A 16,405-nucleotide genomic window follows, 5' to 3' on the forward strand; every position below is an offset into this window, starting at 1 on the left:
AAAGAATAAACCCCAACAGTTTTGTACTGCTGGGGTTTATTGTATTTCTGAATTAGTAAGCTTGAAATATTAGAATTTTAAAGCTACAGCCAATTCAAATTCGTCGTTGATAGTTTTATCTCCTAAACCGTCGAAGAAGCTACCTGAACCATATTTAATGTCATATTTAGTTCTGTCAACTTTGAAAGCAGTTGTAGCAGTGTTTCCTTTTACAGTGATATCAAAAGTTACAGGTTTAGTAATTCCTTTGATAGTTAAGTCTGCAGTTACAGTATAAACGTCAGCAGATTTTGCACCGATAGTTTTGAAAACTAATTTTGAAGTTGGGAATTTGTCAGTTCCGAAGAAATCGTCAGCTTTTAAGTGACCGTTTAATTTTCCTTGGTATTCTCCAGTTAAATCTGTAGCAGTTAATGAAGTCATGTCAACTGTAAAGTTACCACCAGCTAATTTTTTTCCTTTGAAAACAAGAGCTCCTTCTTTGAAGTTTACAGTTCCAGAGTGCTCTCCAGTTACTTTTTTACCTACCCATTTAATAGTAGATGCTTTTACGTCGATTTTTTTAGTTTGAGCGTTTACTGAGATTCCAGCTGCTGCTACGAATAATGCTATTGCAATAGTTTTTAATTTTTTCATGTTTTTAAAATTAAATTTGAATTTGATTAATAATAATTATATAGTGATAAATAATTCCTCGTGTGATTTTCTAACTTTTTTCTGGTGCTGAGATTTGTCATCATCATGTCTGTAACCTACAGTTGCAATAACAGAAGCGTTTAAACCTAATTTATCGAAACCTAGGATTTCATTAAATTGAGCCGCATTGAAACCTTCCATTGGAGTTGCATCAATTTTTAATTCAGCAGCCGCGTTTAATAAGTTTCCTAAAGCTAAATAGGTTTGTTTTGCGGTCCAGATATGTTTTGCATCTTCAGATAAATTTGCGATTACATTTTTCATCATATCGCTGAATCCACCTAAAGCTTCTGTAGGAACGCCTCTCACTTCGCTGATATTGCTGATATATTTGTCAACAGAACCTGCATCAAGGTTTAAGTCGTTTGCAAAAATGAATAGGTGAGAAGCATCTGTAATTTGAGTTTGCCCCCAAGCAGCGCCTTTTAATTTTTCTCTTAATTCTGGATTTTCAACAATAACTACTTTGTAAGGTTGTAATCCGTATGACGATGCACTTAATCTAACCGCTTCTTTTAATGTATTAAAATCAGCATCAGATATCTTTTTTGAAGCATCAAATTGTTTAGTTGCGTATCTCCAATTTTGATTTTCTAAGAAATTGCTCATAGTTTTTATTATTTTATTTGTTGGTTCTATATTTTTCTAATAATTGATTTAGGAAAACTAATTCTTCAGGTTTTAAATTATTTGCAAACATTTGTTCGTGTTCATCAACTTTCGGATCTAACTCTTTTAAAACACCCAATCCTTTTTGTGTAATGGAAACTTCAATTTTTCTTCGATTATCCGGACAAACATTTCTCGTAACAAAATCCTTTAATAATAATTTGTCTACCAATCGTGTTGTGTTGCTTGTTTTAGCAAGCATTCGTTCTTGTATCACGCACATATTAGCAGGTTTCCCTTTTTGTCCTCTTAATATACGTAACACATTGTACTGTTCTCCAGATAAATCATACGGTTTCAGCAACTCGTTGAAATGATCCTGAACCACATTCTGCGTGTACATGATATTCAGAATAACTTTTTTCGCATTATCCATCTTAACCGTACTCTTTATAACCTCTTCAATTGTCATAGTCGTAAGTGTATAATTTGTATATACAAATGTATAACTTTTAATAGTTGTATATACAAGTGTTGTGTTAATTTTTTGTTAATACAAGAAAAGCAGGTTTTTCAAGGAACTAAAGAGAATGTTTTTTAGATGATAAAATTAAAATAATTTTTATTGTAAAGGTTTGATATTTTGTGAATTAATGGTTTTTTAATGTCGAATGAAATTTTGTGTATAAAATATTTCTCAACCTATTTTTGTAAGATGTGTTTAAGCCGAAAGATTCTCAGAATCAACGAAATTTTAGTGATTTATCGGAATTCAGACAAAAGAAAACCCTTCGCAATTTGTCTAAAATTGGAAATTTCTGAGTGTATCCACGCTTCATTATGATTTAATTCTTTGGCGAGTACTCGTGCGGTTTTCTCCGAAACTTCAATTGCAGCTCTGGCATCTAAAAATAATAAACGAACTCTTCTGGCTAAAATATCGTCTACAGTTCGTGCCATTTCATAACGGATTGCCCAAACTACTTCTGCCATTGTAAATTCATGATTAGGGTGCAGTTTTTCTTTTAATTCGGGTTCGCTTTCCTGTAATTCAATTATTTTTGAAATATCAGTACCATATATATAAAGGTGATTTTCTCTGTCTGCAGCATTCGTTGGCTGATTTCCATGAATAGAAAGATGCTCTGTACGGCATTCGTTAGGTTGCAATTTGCCAGTCTTAATGGCTTTATCAATAATGTCCTCAGCAATTTTTCTGTAGGTTGTCCATTTTCCTCCCGTAATAGTAATAAGACCTGTTTCAGAAACTATAATTTTATGGCTTCTAGAAACTTCTTTGGTGCTTTTGCCTTCTTCTTTCGGTGCAGCCAACGGACGTAATCCCGCAAAAACAGATAATACATCTTTTCTTTCAGGTTTTTTTGCCAAGAATCTTTGTGCGGTTTCCAAAACAAATTGAATTTCGCTTTCTAAAGCAATAGGTTCTAAACTTTGTTTTTTAATTAAAGTATCGGTGGTTCCAACCACAATTCGGTTATGCCATGGAACAGCGAATAAAACTCTTCCGTCTTTTGTTTTTGGAATCATTAAAGCATTTTCGCCTGGCAAAAAGGATTTATCAAGAACCAAATGAATTCCCTGACTTGGAACAATGTATTTTTTATATACCGTATCATTTAACTTCATGATGGCGTTTGTAAAAACTCCCGTTGCATTTATTACAGCAGAACCTTTTATTTCATATTTAATTCCACTTTCCTGATCTTGAACCTGAACGCCAATAATTTTATTTGTTTCGTCTTTCAATAAATTGGTAACCTTTATATAATTTAAAAGACAAGCTCCGTTTTCTACAGCTGTTTGAGCAAGATTAATAGCCAGACGAGAATCATCAAATTGGCCATCATGATAAATAACGCCATTGACCAAACCTTTTTCCTCTACGTTTGGAAGCATTTCTATAGTTTTCTTTTTTGAAAGATATTTAGAACTTCCTAAACTTAAAAAGCCTGACAATAAATCATAAATTTTTAATCCGATTGTATAAAAATAACCGCTCAATAAATGATAATTCGGAATTACAAACGATTGGTTTTTCACTAAATGAGCTGCGTTTTGCGCTAATAAGCCTCGTTCTTTTAATGCTTCTCTAACTAAATGCACATCTCCTTGAGCTAAATAACGTACACCGCCATGAACCAATTTGGTGCTTCTGCTAGAAGTTCCTTTTGCAAAATCTACAGCTTCAAATAAAATGGTTTTATAACCGCGACTTGCTGCATCAACTGCCGTCCCGAGACCGCTTGCACCTCCGCCAATTATTATTACGTCCCATTTTTCGGTATTGTGTAGTTTGGTTAATTGCTCGGAGCGGTTCATATATGTATGGGACTTTTTGTTTAAAGCAAACTTAACGAAATGAAATTAAAAATTGATGAAGAAAAAAATTATGGTTTTATTTGTTTCAGGTTCCAAGTTTCAAGTTTGATATGCTAGATCTAAAAAAAATAACCCGACAGATTTTTAAAATGTCGGGTTATCAATTTTACGGATTGTATATTTATATCAATCGTTTTTCAAATGCTTTTCTTGCAGAGCCTCTAAAATAGACTTCTCCGCAGTAAGTATATTTTAATCGGTCTAAAATTTTCAACATCGGGGTATTATCGAAGTTGGTGTCAACTTTTATGCTGTAAATATTATTTTCGACAGACAAACCTTCAATGCTTTGGAATAATTTTGTTGCAATGCCTTTTCCTTTTGCCAATTTTGAAACGGCTACACGATGCACAACAGTGTAATCGCCATCGGTAAGCCATTTGCCTTCGATATTTTCGTAAGCTGGCTCTTTGTCAAAAATAATAGCTGCATAAGCCAAAATCGATTCGTCTTCAGTAAAAACATAACCGTAACCATTTTCGATATCGCTTTTAATGGAAAGTTCGTTCGGATATCCATCCTGCCATTGTGTACTTCCGTCTAATCTTCTTTGTTCGATGGCATCTTGCAGGATTTCCCAGATTTGAGGTATTTCTGAAAGATTCGCTTTTCTAAGAGATAGCTTTTCTGTTGTATTCATTTTTTAATGAGGTAATTTCTCTTTAATCAAACCATAAACCCAAGTTCCAGCAATGGCACTAACCAAAGTAACCACAATTACAGTTGCTCCTGTGCCAATTTGCGCAAAAAGCGGACCCGGACAAGCTCCAGTAATGGCCCATCCAAAACCAAATAATAATCCGCCATAGATTTGGCCTTTATTGAAAGTTTTTGGCTGAATTTCGATTTTTTCTCCATCAAGAGTTTTAATATTGAATTTTTTAATCAATTGAACAGAAATTAATCCAACTGCGACAGCGCATCCAATTACGCCATACATGTGAAATGATTCCAAATTGAACATTTCCTGAATACGAAACCAGCTGATGATTTCAGCTTTTACGAATACAATTCCGAAAAAGATTCCAACTATTAAGTATTTAAGGTTCGCTAATGCCGTTTCTTTTTTCTGGCTTGCGTTGATTCCTTCGCCGTCTATATTTTTATTTTCTAAACTCATTTTTGAAATTTTAAAGTGAAAGAATATAAGGTAAAATCAAAAGTGCCATTACAAAGCCACCAATCATAAAACAGATTGTCGCTACCAATGATGGCCATTGCAAGTTTGATAATCCCATAATTGCGTGTCCGCTTGTACACCCTCCAGCGTAACGAGTTCCAAAACCTACTAAGAATCCACCTACTACAATCATAATGAATCCGCGAAGAGTTAATAAACTTTCCCAAGAAAATAATTGTGCAGGAACCAAACCGCTATGATCTGTGATTCCGTAAGTGGCTAATTTCTCTGATAATTCAGGAGCAATTTCCACTGGATTTGGATTCGATAAAAAATGAGCAGCAATAAAACCTCCGAAAAATATTCCAAGAACAAAGAATAGATTCCAGCTTTCTTTTTTCCAGTCGTATTTAAAAAATGAAATATTTGCAGGAATACAAGCCGCACAAATATGACGAAGCGAAGAACTAATCCCGAAAGATTTATTTCCGATAATTAATAAAATTGGAACTGTTAATCCAATTAGTGGACCTGCAATGTACCAAGGCCATGGTTCTTTAATAATTTCTAACATGTTTTTTAAGGTTCTAAGTTGCTAAGATTCTAAGTTACTAAGGTTAAAATCTTTGTTGTTTTTAGGTTTGAGATATTAAATTAAGGCTAAAATCTTAGAACCTTAGAATCTTAGTATCTCAGTATCTTTAACTATTTTAATACTTTACTCTGACAAACAAAATCTGATTTTGGGACATTAGTTTTTGAAATCGCTCCGAAACCGCCTTCAATTTCAGAAAAATTTCTGAAACCTCTTGCTTGAAGGATAGAAGCGGCAATCATACTTCTGTAACCTCCAGCGCAATGCAAATAAAAATGCTCATTCGGATTAATATCTTTTACCCAATCATTAATATAAGCCAAAGGTTTGCTGTAAGCGTCATCTATATGTTCTGCGGCGTATTCTGTTTCTTTACGGATATCAACCACTTTATCATCTCCGAATTTAAATTCGTTGGCAAATTGCTCAGCAGTGATTCTGTTTACAGTATCAATTTCGAAACCTGCGTTTTGCCAAGCTTCAAAACCGCCTTCCAAATGTCCGATAATCGTATCAAAACCAACACGGCTTAAACGCGTTACAGTTTCTTCCTCCATTCCAGTTGCAGTAACCAATATAATTGGCTGTTTTACGTCTGCAATTAAAGTTCCAACCCATGGAGCGAAATCACCGTTGATTCCAATATTGATAGACTGCGGAATAAATCCTTTACTAAAATCGGCAGCACTTCTTGTATCTAGAATTAAAGCGCCAGTTTCTTCTGCTACGGCTTCAAAATCTTTTACGTTTATAGCTCTCATTCCGTTGTGTAAAACAGTTTCAAAGCTTTCATAACCACCTTTGTTCATTGCGACGTTCATGCTAAAATAAGCAGGAGGAGGCAATAATCCATCAGTAACTTCTTTGATAAATTCTTCTTCGGTCATGTTAGCACGTAAAGCGTAATTGGTAGCTTTTTGATTTCCGATTGTCGAAACGGTTTCTTTGCTCATGTTTTTTCCGCAAGCACTTCCAGCACCATGCGCAGGATATACAATTACGTCATCAGCAAGCGTCATGATTTTATCTCTTAACGAATGAAATAAAATTCCAGCTAACTGGTCTTGTGTCATTCCGGCTGCTTTTTGAGCTAAATCTGGACGTCCAACATCTCCAATGAATAAAGTGTCTCCCGAGAAAATGGCGTGATCTTTTCCGTTTTCATCAATCAGTAAAAAAGTAGAGCTTTCCATAGTATGACCAGGAGTGTGCAACACTTTAATAGTTACTTTTCCGATTTTAAATTCTTGTCCGTCTTTTGCAGAAATGCAGTCAAATTCGCAGGCAGCATTTGGTCCGTAAACAATTGGCGCCCCTGTTTCTTTGCTTAAATCTACGTGTCCAGAAACGAAATCGGCGTGAAAATGCGTTTCAAAAATATATTTCAGTTTCACTCCATCGCGCTCTAAACGATCCAGATAAGGCTGAATTTCTCTAAGCGGATCAATAATGGCCGCTTCGCCATTTGAAGTAATATAGTATGCACCTTGAGCAAGGCATCCGGTGTAAATTTGTTCTATTTTCATGATTCAGTAATAAAAATAATGAAGACAAAGGTAGTCTTGTTTTTTAAAAAAATAGGTGACTAATGTTACAGAAATTAGGTTTTTGTGTAAAAAAATGTGGTGTTTGACATATTCAGTTGAGATAAATTAAATTTAAAGTGGAGCAATTACGCTTTAAGCTCTAATTTTGCATATGACGAATGTCATTTCAAAACAAAAAAGAAAATGAAGACACAAGACTTATTGGATCAGATTGCTTTTATAAAAGAAATTGATAAAGTAAAATACATTCAGCGCAAGACCAAATTATTCAACAGCGACAGATGCGAGAATGATGCAGAACACAGCTGGCATCTGGCTTTGATGGCAATTGTTTTGGCAGAACATTCAAATGAACCGATTGATGTTTTGAAAGTCGTAAAAATGGTTTTGATTCATGATATTGTAGAAATAGATGCTGGCGATGTTTTTATTTACGATACCGTAAAAAATCATTCGAACACAGATGAAGAACGGTTGGCCGCAAATAGAATCTTTGGTTTGCTTCCAAAAAAACAGGCTGAAGAGTTAATTTCCATTTGGGAAGAATTTGAAGCAGGAGAAACCAACGAAGCTAAATTTGCAAAATCTATGGACAGACTTGAACCATTATTGCAGAACACATCTAACAACGGCGGAACTTGGAAAGAGTTCGGAGTGAAATATGATAAAGTTTACGAAAAGAAAAGTGTCATTAAAGAAGGTTCAAAATCGATATGGAATTACGCTGAAGGCTTGATTAATGAAAGTGTTGAAAAGGGAATTTTGGAAAAATAATCAATAATAACCGCGTAATCAAAATCAAACATAGCCTGCGGTTTCAACCGCAGGGACACAATGCAAACCACGGGCTATGTTTTTGATCATGTAAATCTATACGCAATCTTGTCATTTCGACCGAAGGGAGAAATCTTCATAAGAAGCTCGACAAAGAAAGGCTTCTCGTTGCGGAGTTACTTGCGGAGATTTGCTTCGCCTATTCGCTATCGCTCGAGTCTCCTTCGTCGAAATGACAAAACAGTTCGCAAAAAATATATACGAAGAAACTTTGTCAAAGTTGTAATAACAAGTGTCATTTCTACCCTTTAAATTGTTGAAAAGTTTAACAAATATCGAGTGATAAACTTTTTTTAAAGGGCGTTAATTCGGGTTCTAATGGTTAAATTTGTGGAACTTCATAAACAAATTACCATTATGGAAGAAATGCTCTTTTATGATCGAATGCAATTTGCCTTCACCATTACTTTTCATTATCTCTTTCCACAACTTACAATGGGCCTTTCGCTCGTCATTGTTTACTTCAAGTGGAAATATCTCAAAACTCAAGACGAACAATACAATCACGCCACCCATTTCTGGATGAAAATCTTCGCCCTCAATTTTGCAATGGGTGTTGTGACGGGAATTCCGATGGAGTTTCAATTTGGAACCAATTGGGCAAAATTCTCTGAATTGACAGGAGGAATCATCGGTCAGACATTGGCAATGGAAGGAATGTTCTCTTTCTTTCTCGAATCTTCTTTTCTTGGATTATTTTTATTTGGAGAAAAACTTCTCGGACATAAATGGCATTTTGTAACGGGACTGCTAATTTGTATTGGTTCATGGGCCAGCGGATTCTTAATCATTGCCACACATTCTTGGATGCAAAACCCTGTTGGTTATGAAATTTTGGAAAACGGAAAATTTGTATTGAATAATTTTCAAGCTTTATTCTTAAATCCTTGGCTTTGGCCTTCTTTTCTGCACAACCAAGCGGCTTCATTGGTGACAAGTTCTTTTGTCGTTGCCGGAATTGGAGCTTTCTATATTTTAAGTAATAAAAATGTTTCTTTCGGGAAATTGTTCTTGAAAACAGGAGTAATCTTCGGATTGATTTCGAGCATTATTGTGGCGGTTCCAACGGGAGATTTAGCTGCTAAAAATGTGGTGAAATATCAACCCGTGACTTTTGCTGCAATGGAAGGGATTTTTCATACCGAGAAAAAAGGTTCAGAAATTGTCTTAATCGGACAGCCAGACGTAAAAGATAAAAAACTCGATAATAAAATTGCCGTTCCAAATATTCTGAGTTTCCTGACTTATGGAAATTGGGATCAGGAAATAAAAGGTTTAGATCAGTTTGAAGAAGATCTGCATCCAACTAATATTTCGGGATTGTATTATGCCTATCATATTATGGTTGGTCTTGGAACTGTGTTTATTGGATTAATGGTGCTTTCACTTTTTCAATTAATAAGAGGAAAACTATTTGGAACCAAATGGCTTTTATGGTCTTTGATGTTTATGATGCCATTTCCATATATTGCCAATACCACAGGCTGGTATACGGCCGAATTAGGAAGGCAGCCTTGGCTGGTTTATAATTTAATGCGAACAGCATCTGGAGCTTCGCCGACGGTTTCTTCAGGAAACACCTTGTTTACATTGCTTGGTTTTATCGGTTTATACCTTTTACTGGGAATGCTGTTTTTGCTTTTGATTGGAAAAATTATCAATAAAGGGCCGCGTCATGTGGAACTTTCAACAGAAAAAATATAAGTATGGAATTTTTTTGGTACGTAGTTTTAATGGGAATTTTGGCTGTTTATCTCGTTTTAGACGGCTATGATTTTGGTGCAGGAATTATTCATTTATTTTTTGCCGAAACAGAAAGAGATAAAAAAGTAATTGTCAATTCGATTGGTCCATTTTGGGATGCCAATGAAGTTTGGCTGATTGCAGCTGGAGGCGTTTTGTTTTTTGCATTTCCAACTTTATACGCTTCGTCTTTCAGTGGATTTTACTTGCCTTTGATTATGATTTTATGGCTGTTGATTTTTCGCGCCATCGGATTGGAAATGCGTGGACAGATTCATAATCATATGTGGGAAGCAATTTGGGACAAAGCTTTCGGAATTGCCAGTTTGCTTTTGGCTCTTTTCTTCGGAATTGCTTTAGGAAATATCGTTCGCGGTGTCAATCTCGGAATGGTTCAAAATGGCGTTTCTACGCAAGAAGCGCATTATTTCTTTCTGCCTTTATGGAATCCGACTTTTAGTCCGCAAGCAAATGAACTGGGAATTATCGATTGGTTTACACTTTTTCTAGGAGTTGTAAGTGTTGTCGCACTGACGATTCACGGTGCAAACTGGATTGTTTATAAAACAAATTCGGCGCTAAATCCGAAATTAAAAAATGTTGTTTTTAGACTGAACTTTGTGTTACTTGTTTTAGTATTTATTTCTTTGGGCATTTGGCACTTTATCGAGCCGAAACCATTTCATAATTTTGTTGAAAACCCGATTCTCTGGTTTTTTCCTTTAATGACTTTTGTTGGAATTGCTGGATTATTCAAAGTTCGTTCTTTTAAAAAAGACGGTCACGGATTTTTGTTTTCGACTTTATTTTTATTGGGAGGATTTGCTTCTACAGCGGTTTCTATTTTTCCGAATGTTTTGCCTTCAACCAATAAAGTAAATCCGTCATTAACGATTTATAATACTGCTGCTCACGAATACGGATTAAACGCTGGTTTAAGTTGGTTTTTTATCGCTTTGTTTCTGGTGATTGTTTATTTTATAATTCAATATCGAGTTTTTAGCGGTAAAATGGATGATGTTGGGTATGGGGAGCATTGATTTTTTTATAGCCACTCCCAATAACTATCGGGATCACGAATTTTTATTTTGATTTGAATGGAATTCTGAATTTTGTAACTATGAAATACACGAATTTTAATTCCTTCAATATCAAATCAATTGCCTCCAGTTTTAACTGGAGGTTTTTTGTTGAATTTGAAATTGGGCTTTAGCCAAACTTTGCGGTTTTTGGCTAAAGCTTTTTTTGTATACATTTTTTTCCTCCAGCTAAAGCTGAAGGCAATTGATTGAAAATATTAAAAACAAAACGTCATTTTACCTGAGTCTGCGTTAGGGATAGAAGCGGTATCTCCCCATTTAGAAAAACAAGGCTTTTTTAGCCGTAGTTTTTGTTAATCGGGAATTTAGCGGATAGCCCGTTCGCTGCGGCGAAAACGCCCATAATAATATTTTCTATTAATTAGAATATTTAGCAATAAAAAACCATAAGGCAATTTTTACAAAAGATTTAATTACAACCAACAGTTATATTCTATAAGCTGTATTGCCGAAAAAAAAAGCAGTTAATGCTTAATATTGCGTATCTAAGAATTTTTTCCCCCTAAAAGATTTTTTGGATACGATTTTTACTAAAACTTAAATCTATTTTACCTACTGAATTTATGCCTTTAACAATTTTTTCCGACGAGGTTAGGTTTTGTTATAAATCTAAAAACTGGCAGTATCAATTTGATGAAATCAAAGAGCTCGGACTGCTCAAAAAAAAGAGAAAATATTTTCTAGAAAATGGTGCTTTTATAGCTGTAACAACTGTTGCGTATTATTGCATGCTGTTTTCCAATTTAATGGACTTGTATTACATTATTCCTGCGCTTTTATGCTATGCATTTATTATAGTTGCCAGGTTTGGTAATAAAGACGAGTTTGTATATTTTGTTTTTGTTAAAGATATTTACCAGAATGAAATAAGAACTAAAATTGAGCCAGAAGACCGCGTGTTAATTGGCAAGCAGATCGATAGTTATTTAGATCTTCAATTTGAACGCAGTATACAAAGAACTGCTTAAGAAAAATCAGAGATGTTTGTATTTACTATTTCCCATTATGATGTTTTTTTCATAATGGCAGCACTGATATATGGTTATTTTATTATCAAAAAAAGAAAATTAACAAAACGCTAAGTCATAGTGTTCATTATGAAGTAGCTTAACAAATACCCAAAAATAAGTATAGTTAAGTCGTTACAAATTAACGGCTGGCTGTTTTAACTATACATGATCCCAAATCAGAATAAAATTATGGCCACAACAATTAAAAGCAAGATTAAAAACATTAGAGAGTTAAAAAATTACACTCAGGAATATATGGCGGAAAGATTAGGTGTAACCCAAGCGGGCTACAGTAAAATTGAAAAAGGAAAAACTTCTTTGAGTTATGAAAAACTGGTTGAGATAGGGAAGATTTTAGATGTAAGCGTAGAGGATATAATTAGTTTTGATTACGACAAATATTTTAATAGTTTCAATAAAATAAATGGAAATAATAACGGCAGTATTTTAATTAATGCCGATAACACTTCGATTATAAAAGAACTTTATGAAGATAAAATCCAATTATTAGAAAAACTGCTTTCTAGAACCGAAATAGAATTGGAACGTTATAAAGATAAATTCGGAGAACTCTAAAGTTTTAGTTTCATCTTTGTCAGAGCATAATGCTTTGACAAAGATTACTCTACAAGTGAAACTAAATATTTTTTTTTAATTGCTGTTAGAATAGGACTTCTTTAGCAATAATATAAAATCCCATTATGAGAACGAACCATCCGAAAAGAGGTTTTAATTTTGTGCCGTCAATTTTTTTAGAAAGTTGGCTCCCAATAAACATGCCTATTAAAGCCATGGCTGAAACGCTCATCAGAAAAGTATAATCTATAGGTGTTCCGATATATAGGTCGCCTGCAAAACCTATTGACGAGTTTATGGTAATGATTAATAATGAAGTTCCAACGGCTTGTTTCATGGGAAGATTAGCGAAAAAAAGAAGGGCAGGAATAATCAGAAATCCGCCGCCAGCGCCAAGAAATCCAGTTACAATTCCGACTAAGAATCCAATAAAGCTAAGCTGGAAATAATTAGTTTCAACCGATTTAATTTCGGTTTGATTTTTTTTAATCATCGAAATAGCGGCAGTAATCATTAAAAGTGAAAAGATAATCATAATCAGAAAATCTTTTGAAACCGTATAAGAAGCGACAGAAAACAAAGTCGATGCAATTTGCGGAAAGATTACTTCGCGGATTATCAAAATAGAAACAACTGAGGGAATCGCAAAATACAAAGCTGATTTCAGTTTTAGATTTCCCATTTTATAATGGCTGTAACTTCCAAATAGAGCTGTTAATCCTACAATAAATAAGGAATAAGAAGTCGCTTGATCGGGATTGACTTTAAATAAATAAACTAAAATTGGAATTGTCAGAATAGAACCACCGCCGCCAATTAAGCCAAGTGTAATTCCGATTATGATTGAGGCGAAAAATCCTAAGTATTCCATTGCATTTATTTTAATGCAAAGTTGCTTCGGAAATTAGAATTCTACAGTAACATTTATCACAGAAGATTTTTTTTGCCACGAATTCACGAATTTTATTTTTTACAATCTAAACGAAAGCAAATTAGCTAATCCGTGGAATTTATTGCACAAATAAAATTAGCGCTAATTCGTTAATTCGTGGCTAAAACTTTATTTTAATAATTCAATCTGGTTTCGGTTGAGTTTGACTAGACCACGCTGTTCCATTTTTTTGAGTAATCTGGAAACCACTTCGCGCGATGTATTTAATTCGGTTGCAATTTCTTGATGCGAAAGATTTACTTCAGAACAGCCGCAGGCATCAGAATGTCTTTTTAAATAGAATTCTAACCTTTCATCCATAGAACGGAAAGCGATATTGTCTACAACTTCCAAGACTTCTTCAAAACGGCTTCGGTAAGTTTCAATAACAAATTCGTACCAAGAACGGTGTTCCATCATCCATTTGTCCATTAGCTGCAGCGGAATCATCATTACAGTTACATCTTCTACTACTTTTGCCATAATTTGGCTTTTTTCGCTTTTGGCAGTGCAGATCATCGAAATCGCACAGGCTTGTCCAGGCTGTAAGTAATACATTAAAAATTCTCCGCCATCTTCACCTTCGCGATATATTTTGATTTTACCTTTAATGATCAGAACGGTATTTTTAATATACTGTCCGGTACGCATTAAAATGGTTCCGGCTTTAAAATCCTGAAGACTTCCGTTTTCTTCGATTGTAGCGATAAGTTCGTTAGAGAAATTAGGAAATATGGTTTTTAATGATTGCTGCATGTTGTGTAATAATTTTGTCACATAGAGCCAAGTCGAATTTTCTATTTTTTGGATCTAGTTTGAACCAAAAGATGTAAATCATTGTGACTAAGTTTTTATCAAAATCGAATTAAAAAATGTATTTGATTACAAAGATAATGGTTTGAAATGGGAATAATTGTCAGAAAACTAGATTTATGAGTAATTCTATGTAAATGAAGAAATCCTATTTTCTATCGATTTTGTAGGCTGAATTTTTAAAAATAGTAACTAAATTTGTAATTCACTGATTATAATACTTTCTCTAAAACGTTTTCTGAGAATAATAATCGAAATCGCATTTGGTACGTTTTTTATATAAAGAAACGTCGTAATTTTACAAAAACACATTTTACTATGAATTTATCACAAGAAGATTGGGTTGCTCAGTTACAGGCTGACGAAAATGCAGTTATACTTGATGTAAGAACTGAAGACGAATTTAATGACGGATACATTGAGAATGCTCTAAACATTGATATCAATAAAGGGCAAGCATTTATCTATGAAATAGAAGAATTAGACAAAAATAAAAATTATTACGTATACTGCCGTTCTGGGGCTAGAAGTGCAAAAGCATGCCAGATCATGAACGAATTGGGTATAGAAAACGCCTACAATCTGCTTGGAGGAATCCTAGATTGGGAAGGTGAAACAGTACATCCATAAAAAGAAGAAGAGGCAATAAAAAAGCCTCTTTTTTATTTTGAAAATAGAATTACCAGACCATTAAATAACCAAATTATGAGTTTTATACCAGAAGAATATCAGATTAATGCGCTGATAAATCAAGATACTTATCTTGTGAATGGAGAATTGAAACAATGGACAGGGCAAACCACACCTGTGTTTTCTACTATTTCTTCAACCGAAAAATATTCGCCGACTTTATTAGGTTCTATTCCTTTTATGGGAGAAAAAGAAGCAGCAGAAGTTGTCGAAGCTGCTACCAATGCATACGACATGGGACAAGGCTTATGGCCAACTATGAAAGTAGTGGATCGTATTAAATGCATGGAAAAATTTGTGAAGCAAATGAAAGAAACCCGCGAAGAAGTGGTAAAATACTTAATGTGGGAAATCGGAAAATCATTAGGTGATTCGCAAAAAGAATTCGACAGAACAGTAGAATATATTTACGATACAATTGCAAGCTACAAAGAACTAAACGGACGTAGTTCACACTTTGAAAAAGTTCAAGGAGTAAACGCCATGATTCGCCGCGGACCTCTTGGAGTAGTTTTATGTCTTGGACCTTACAATTATCCTTTAAACGAAACTTTCTCATTGCTGATTCCAGCTTTGATTATGGGAAATACTGTAATTTTCAAACCTGCTAAACACGGTGTTTTATGTATTTCGCCATTGTTGGAAGCTTTCAGAAGCAGTTTTCCTAAAGGTGTAATTAATATCGTTTACGGAAGAGGACGTGAAGTGGCTTCTCCGATTATGAAATCTGGAAAAATTGATGTTTTGGCATTAATCGGAAACAGTAAATCGGCAATTGCTTTACAAGATCAGCATCCGAACAAAAACAGATTGCGTCTGATTTTAGGTTTAGAAGCTAAAAACCCAGCGATTATCCTTCCAGATGCCGATTTAGATTTGGCTATTCAAGAATGTATCACAGGAAGTTTATCTTTTAATGGACAGCGTTGTACGGCGCTGAAAGTCTTATACGTTCACGAATCTATTAGAGAAGAATTCAATAAACGTTTTGCTGAGAAAGTAGATAGTTTGGTTTTTGGAAATCCTTGGGAAAAAGGAGTTTCTTTAACACCGCTTCCAGAAACAGATAAGCCAAAATATATTCAAGGTTTAATTGACGACGCTGTTCAAAAGGGCGCCAAAGTGATAAATGAAAAAGGAGGTAAACATACTGAAAACTATATTTTCCCCGCAGTTCTTTATCCAGTAAACAAAGAAATGCGTGTGTATCACGAAGAACAGTTTGGACCAGTTGTTCCTGTACTTTCTTTCAAAGATATTAAAGAACCATTGAAAGATATGGCAGAATCAAACTACGGGCAGCAAGTAAGTTTGTTTGGTAAAGACATAAAAACGTTGGCACCGCTTATTGATGCCTTAGTAAACTTAGTTTGTCGAGTAAACCTCAACAGTTCTTGCCAAAGAGGTCCAGACGCTTTCCCTTTTACAGGAAGAAAAGATTCTGCTGTCGGAACTTTGAGTATTCCAGATGCTTTACGTTCATTCTCAATCCGTACGTTTGTAGCTTCAAAAGATATCGATTATAATAATGAGATTCTGCAGGAATTGCTTAACAGCAAAGAATCGAATTTTATTAATACAGATTATATTTTGTAGTCATCAAGGTTATATATTAATTGTAGATGCCGTTTGTTGCTTTGGTGACAAACGGTTTTTTTTTAAGATACTAAGGTTCTGAGATGCTAAGATGCTAAGGTTTTTTAATTAAAAATTAAAAATTAAAAATTAAAAATTAAAAATT

The 16,405-nt window shown here is 34.4% G+C and carries 17 protein-coding genes; 7 read left to right on the forward strand and 10 right to left on the reverse strand.

Annotated elements, in window-relative coordinates; genetic code table 11:
• Positions 1-69 precede the first annotated feature (69 nt).
• The 8 genes from FF52_RS19440 to FF52_RS19475 all read right to left on the reverse strand — a co-directional run bounded on the left by FF52_RS19440 (position 70) and on the right by FF52_RS19475 (position 6,946).
• Positions 70-636: a YceI family protein gene (locus FF52_RS19440; RefSeq protein WP_008468254.1), complete on the reverse strand. Its 567-nt coding sequence runs from the start codon at positions 634-636 to the stop codon at positions 70-72.
• Between the two features lie 36 nt (positions 637-672).
• On the reverse strand, positions 673-1,305 hold the full coding sequence (locus FF52_RS19445) for an NAD(P)H-dependent oxidoreductase (RefSeq protein ID WP_008468255.1): 633 nt from the start codon (positions 1,303-1,305) through the stop codon (positions 673-675).
• A 13-nt stretch (positions 1,306-1,318) separates the two neighbouring features.
• Entirely contained in the window at positions 1,319-1,777 is a 459-nt protein-coding gene (locus FF52_RS19450) for a MarR family winged helix-turn-helix transcriptional regulator (protein WP_008468256.1), read from the reverse strand.
• Between the two features lie 290 nt (positions 1,778-2,067).
• Positions 2,068-3,645, reverse strand: coding sequence for a glycerol-3-phosphate dehydrogenase/oxidase (locus FF52_RS19455; protein WP_008468257.1), 1,578 nt, complete (start codon positions 3,643-3,645; stop codon positions 2,068-2,070).
• 181 nt (positions 3,646-3,826) lie between these two features.
• Positions 3,827-4,345: a GNAT family N-acetyltransferase gene (locus FF52_RS19460; RefSeq protein WP_008468258.1), complete on the reverse strand. Its 519-nt coding sequence runs from the start codon at positions 4,343-4,345 to the stop codon at positions 3,827-3,829.
• 3 nt (positions 4,346-4,348) lie between these two features.
• Positions 4,349-4,825, reverse strand: a complete 477-nt coding sequence (locus FF52_RS19465) for a DUF6691 family protein (protein ID WP_008468259.1) — start codon at positions 4,823-4,825, stop codon at positions 4,349-4,351.
• A gap of 10 nt (positions 4,826-4,835) precedes the next feature.
• Positions 4,836-5,399: a YeeE/YedE family protein gene (locus FF52_RS19470; protein WP_008468260.1), complete on the reverse strand. Its 564-nt coding sequence runs from the start codon at positions 5,397-5,399 to the stop codon at positions 4,836-4,838.
• Between the two features lie 131 nt (positions 5,400-5,530).
• Entirely contained in the window at positions 5,531-6,946 is a 1,416-nt protein-coding gene (locus tag FF52_RS19475) for an MBL fold metallo-hydrolase (RefSeq protein WP_008468261.1), read from the reverse strand.
• A gap of 204 nt (positions 6,947-7,150) precedes the next feature.
• Between FF52_RS19475 and FF52_RS19480 the strand changes: the two genes are divergently transcribed.
• From FF52_RS19480 to FF52_RS19500, 5 genes are all read left to right on the forward strand, one after another.
• Positions 7,151-7,741 (forward strand): HD domain-containing protein, encoded by a 591-nt coding sequence (locus tag FF52_RS19480; RefSeq protein WP_008468263.1) that lies wholly within the window; start codon positions 7,151-7,153, stop codon positions 7,739-7,741.
• Positions 7,742-8,158: 417 nt separating this feature from the next.
• A complete protein-coding gene (locus FF52_RS19485; RefSeq protein WP_008468265.1) occupies positions 8,159-9,505 on the forward strand; it encodes a cytochrome ubiquinol oxidase subunit I in 1,347 nt (448 codons plus the stop codon).
• A 2-nt stretch (positions 9,506-9,507) separates the two neighbouring features.
• Positions 9,508-10,584: a cytochrome d ubiquinol oxidase subunit II gene (gene cydB / locus FF52_RS19490; RefSeq protein ID WP_008468267.1), complete on the forward strand. Its 1,077-nt coding sequence runs from the start codon at positions 9,508-9,510 to the stop codon at positions 10,582-10,584.
• 623 nt (positions 10,585-11,207) lie between these two features.
• A complete protein-coding gene (locus FF52_RS19495) occupies positions 11,208-11,612 on the forward strand; it encodes a hypothetical protein (RefSeq protein ID WP_008468282.1) in 405 nt (134 codons plus the stop codon).
• A 231-nt stretch (positions 11,613-11,843) separates the two neighbouring features.
• Positions 11,844-12,230 carry a helix-turn-helix transcriptional regulator gene (locus FF52_RS19500; protein ID WP_008468283.1) on the forward strand — a complete coding sequence of 129 codons (387 nt, stop codon included), beginning with the start codon at positions 11,844-11,846 and terminating at the stop codon, positions 12,228-12,230.
• Between the two features lie 85 nt (positions 12,231-12,315).
• On the opposite strand, the gene FF52_RS19505 is transcribed toward FF52_RS19500, so the two are convergent.
• Positions 12,316-13,101 (reverse strand): sulfite exporter TauE/SafE family protein, encoded by a 786-nt coding sequence (locus FF52_RS19505; protein WP_008468284.1) that lies wholly within the window; start codon positions 13,099-13,101, stop codon positions 12,316-12,318.
• Between the two features lie 189 nt (positions 13,102-13,290).
• Positions 13,291-13,917: a Crp/Fnr family transcriptional regulator gene (locus FF52_RS19510; RefSeq protein ID WP_008468285.1), complete on the reverse strand. Its 627-nt coding sequence runs from the start codon at positions 13,915-13,917 to the stop codon at positions 13,291-13,293.
• 375 nt (positions 13,918-14,292) lie between these two features.
• Between FF52_RS19510 and FF52_RS19515 the strand changes: the two genes are divergently transcribed.
• On the forward strand, positions 14,293-14,604 hold the full coding sequence (locus tag FF52_RS19515) for a rhodanese-like domain-containing protein (protein ID WP_008468286.1): 312 nt from the start codon (positions 14,293-14,295) through the stop codon (positions 14,602-14,604).
• 75 nt (positions 14,605-14,679) lie between these two features.
• Positions 14,680-16,260 (forward strand): NADP-dependent glyceraldehyde-3-phosphate dehydrogenase, encoded by a 1,581-nt coding sequence (locus tag FF52_RS19520; protein WP_008468287.1) that lies wholly within the window; start codon positions 14,680-14,682, stop codon positions 16,258-16,260.
• The last annotated feature ends 145 nt before the right edge of the window (positions 16,261-16,405 follow it).

This window comes from Flavobacterium sp. F52 (assembly GCF_000278705.1).
In the GTDB taxonomy this organism is placed as follows: domain Bacteria; phylum Bacteroidota; class Bacteroidia; order Flavobacteriales; family Flavobacteriaceae; genus Flavobacterium; species Flavobacterium anhuiense.

Bases quoted from the DNA above. Each gene is read 5' to 3' on its own strand.
- FF52_RS19455 (WP_008468257.1), bottom strand. From the start codon at position 3,645: ATGAACCGCTCCGAGCAATTAACCAAACTACACAATACCGAAAAATGG.
- FF52_RS19440 (WP_008468254.1), bottom strand. From the start codon at position 636: ATGAAAAAATTAAAAACTATTGCAATAGCATTATTCGTAGCAGCAGCT.
- FF52_RS19450 (WP_008468256.1), bottom strand. From the start codon at position 1,777: ATGACAATTGAAGAGGTTATAAAGAGTACGGTTAAGATGGATAATGCG.
- FF52_RS19515 (WP_008468286.1), top strand. From the start codon at position 14,293: ATGAATTTATCACAAGAAGATTGGGTTGCTCAGTTACAGGCTGACGAA.
- FF52_RS19505 (WP_008468284.1), bottom strand. From the start codon at position 13,101: ATGGAATACTTAGGATTTTTCGCCTCAATCATAATCGGAATTACACTT.
- FF52_RS19445 (WP_008468255.1), bottom strand. From the start codon at position 1,305: ATGAGCAATTTCTTAGAAAATCAAAATTGGAGATACGCAACTAAACAA.
- FF52_RS19500 (WP_008468283.1), top strand. From the start codon at position 11,844: ATGGCCACAACAATTAAAAGCAAGATTAAAAACATTAGAGAGTTAAAA.
- FF52_RS19475 (WP_008468261.1), bottom strand. From the start codon at position 6,946: ATGAAAATAGAACAAATTTACACCGGATGCCTTGCTCAAGGTGCATAC.
- FF52_RS19480 (WP_008468263.1), top strand. From the start codon at position 7,151: ATGAAGACACAAGACTTATTGGATCAGATTGCTTTTATAAAAGAAATT.
- FF52_RS19460 (WP_008468258.1), bottom strand. From the start codon at position 4,345: ATGAATACAACAGAAAAGCTATCTCTTAGAAAAGCGAATCTTTCAGAA.
- FF52_RS19485 (WP_008468265.1), top strand. From the start codon at position 8,159: ATGGAAGAAATGCTCTTTTATGATCGAATGCAATTTGCCTTCACCATT.
- cydB (WP_008468267.1), top strand. From the start codon at position 9,508: ATGGAATTTTTTTGGTACGTAGTTTTAATGGGAATTTTGGCTGTTTAT.
- FF52_RS19495 (WP_008468282.1), top strand. From the start codon at position 11,208: ATGCCTTTAACAATTTTTTCCGACGAGGTTAGGTTTTGTTATAAATCT.
- FF52_RS19520 (WP_008468287.1), top strand. From the start codon at position 14,680: ATGAGTTTTATACCAGAAGAATATCAGATTAATGCGCTGATAAATCAA.
- FF52_RS19510 (WP_008468285.1), bottom strand. From the start codon at position 13,917: ATGCAGCAATCATTAAAAACCATATTTCCTAATTTCTCTAACGAACTT.
- FF52_RS19465 (WP_008468259.1), bottom strand. From the start codon at position 4,825: ATGAGTTTAGAAAATAAAAATATAGACGGCGAAGGAATCAACGCAAGC.
- FF52_RS19470 (WP_008468260.1), bottom strand. From the start codon at position 5,399: ATGTTAGAAATTATTAAAGAACCATGGCCTTGGTACATTGCAGGTCCA.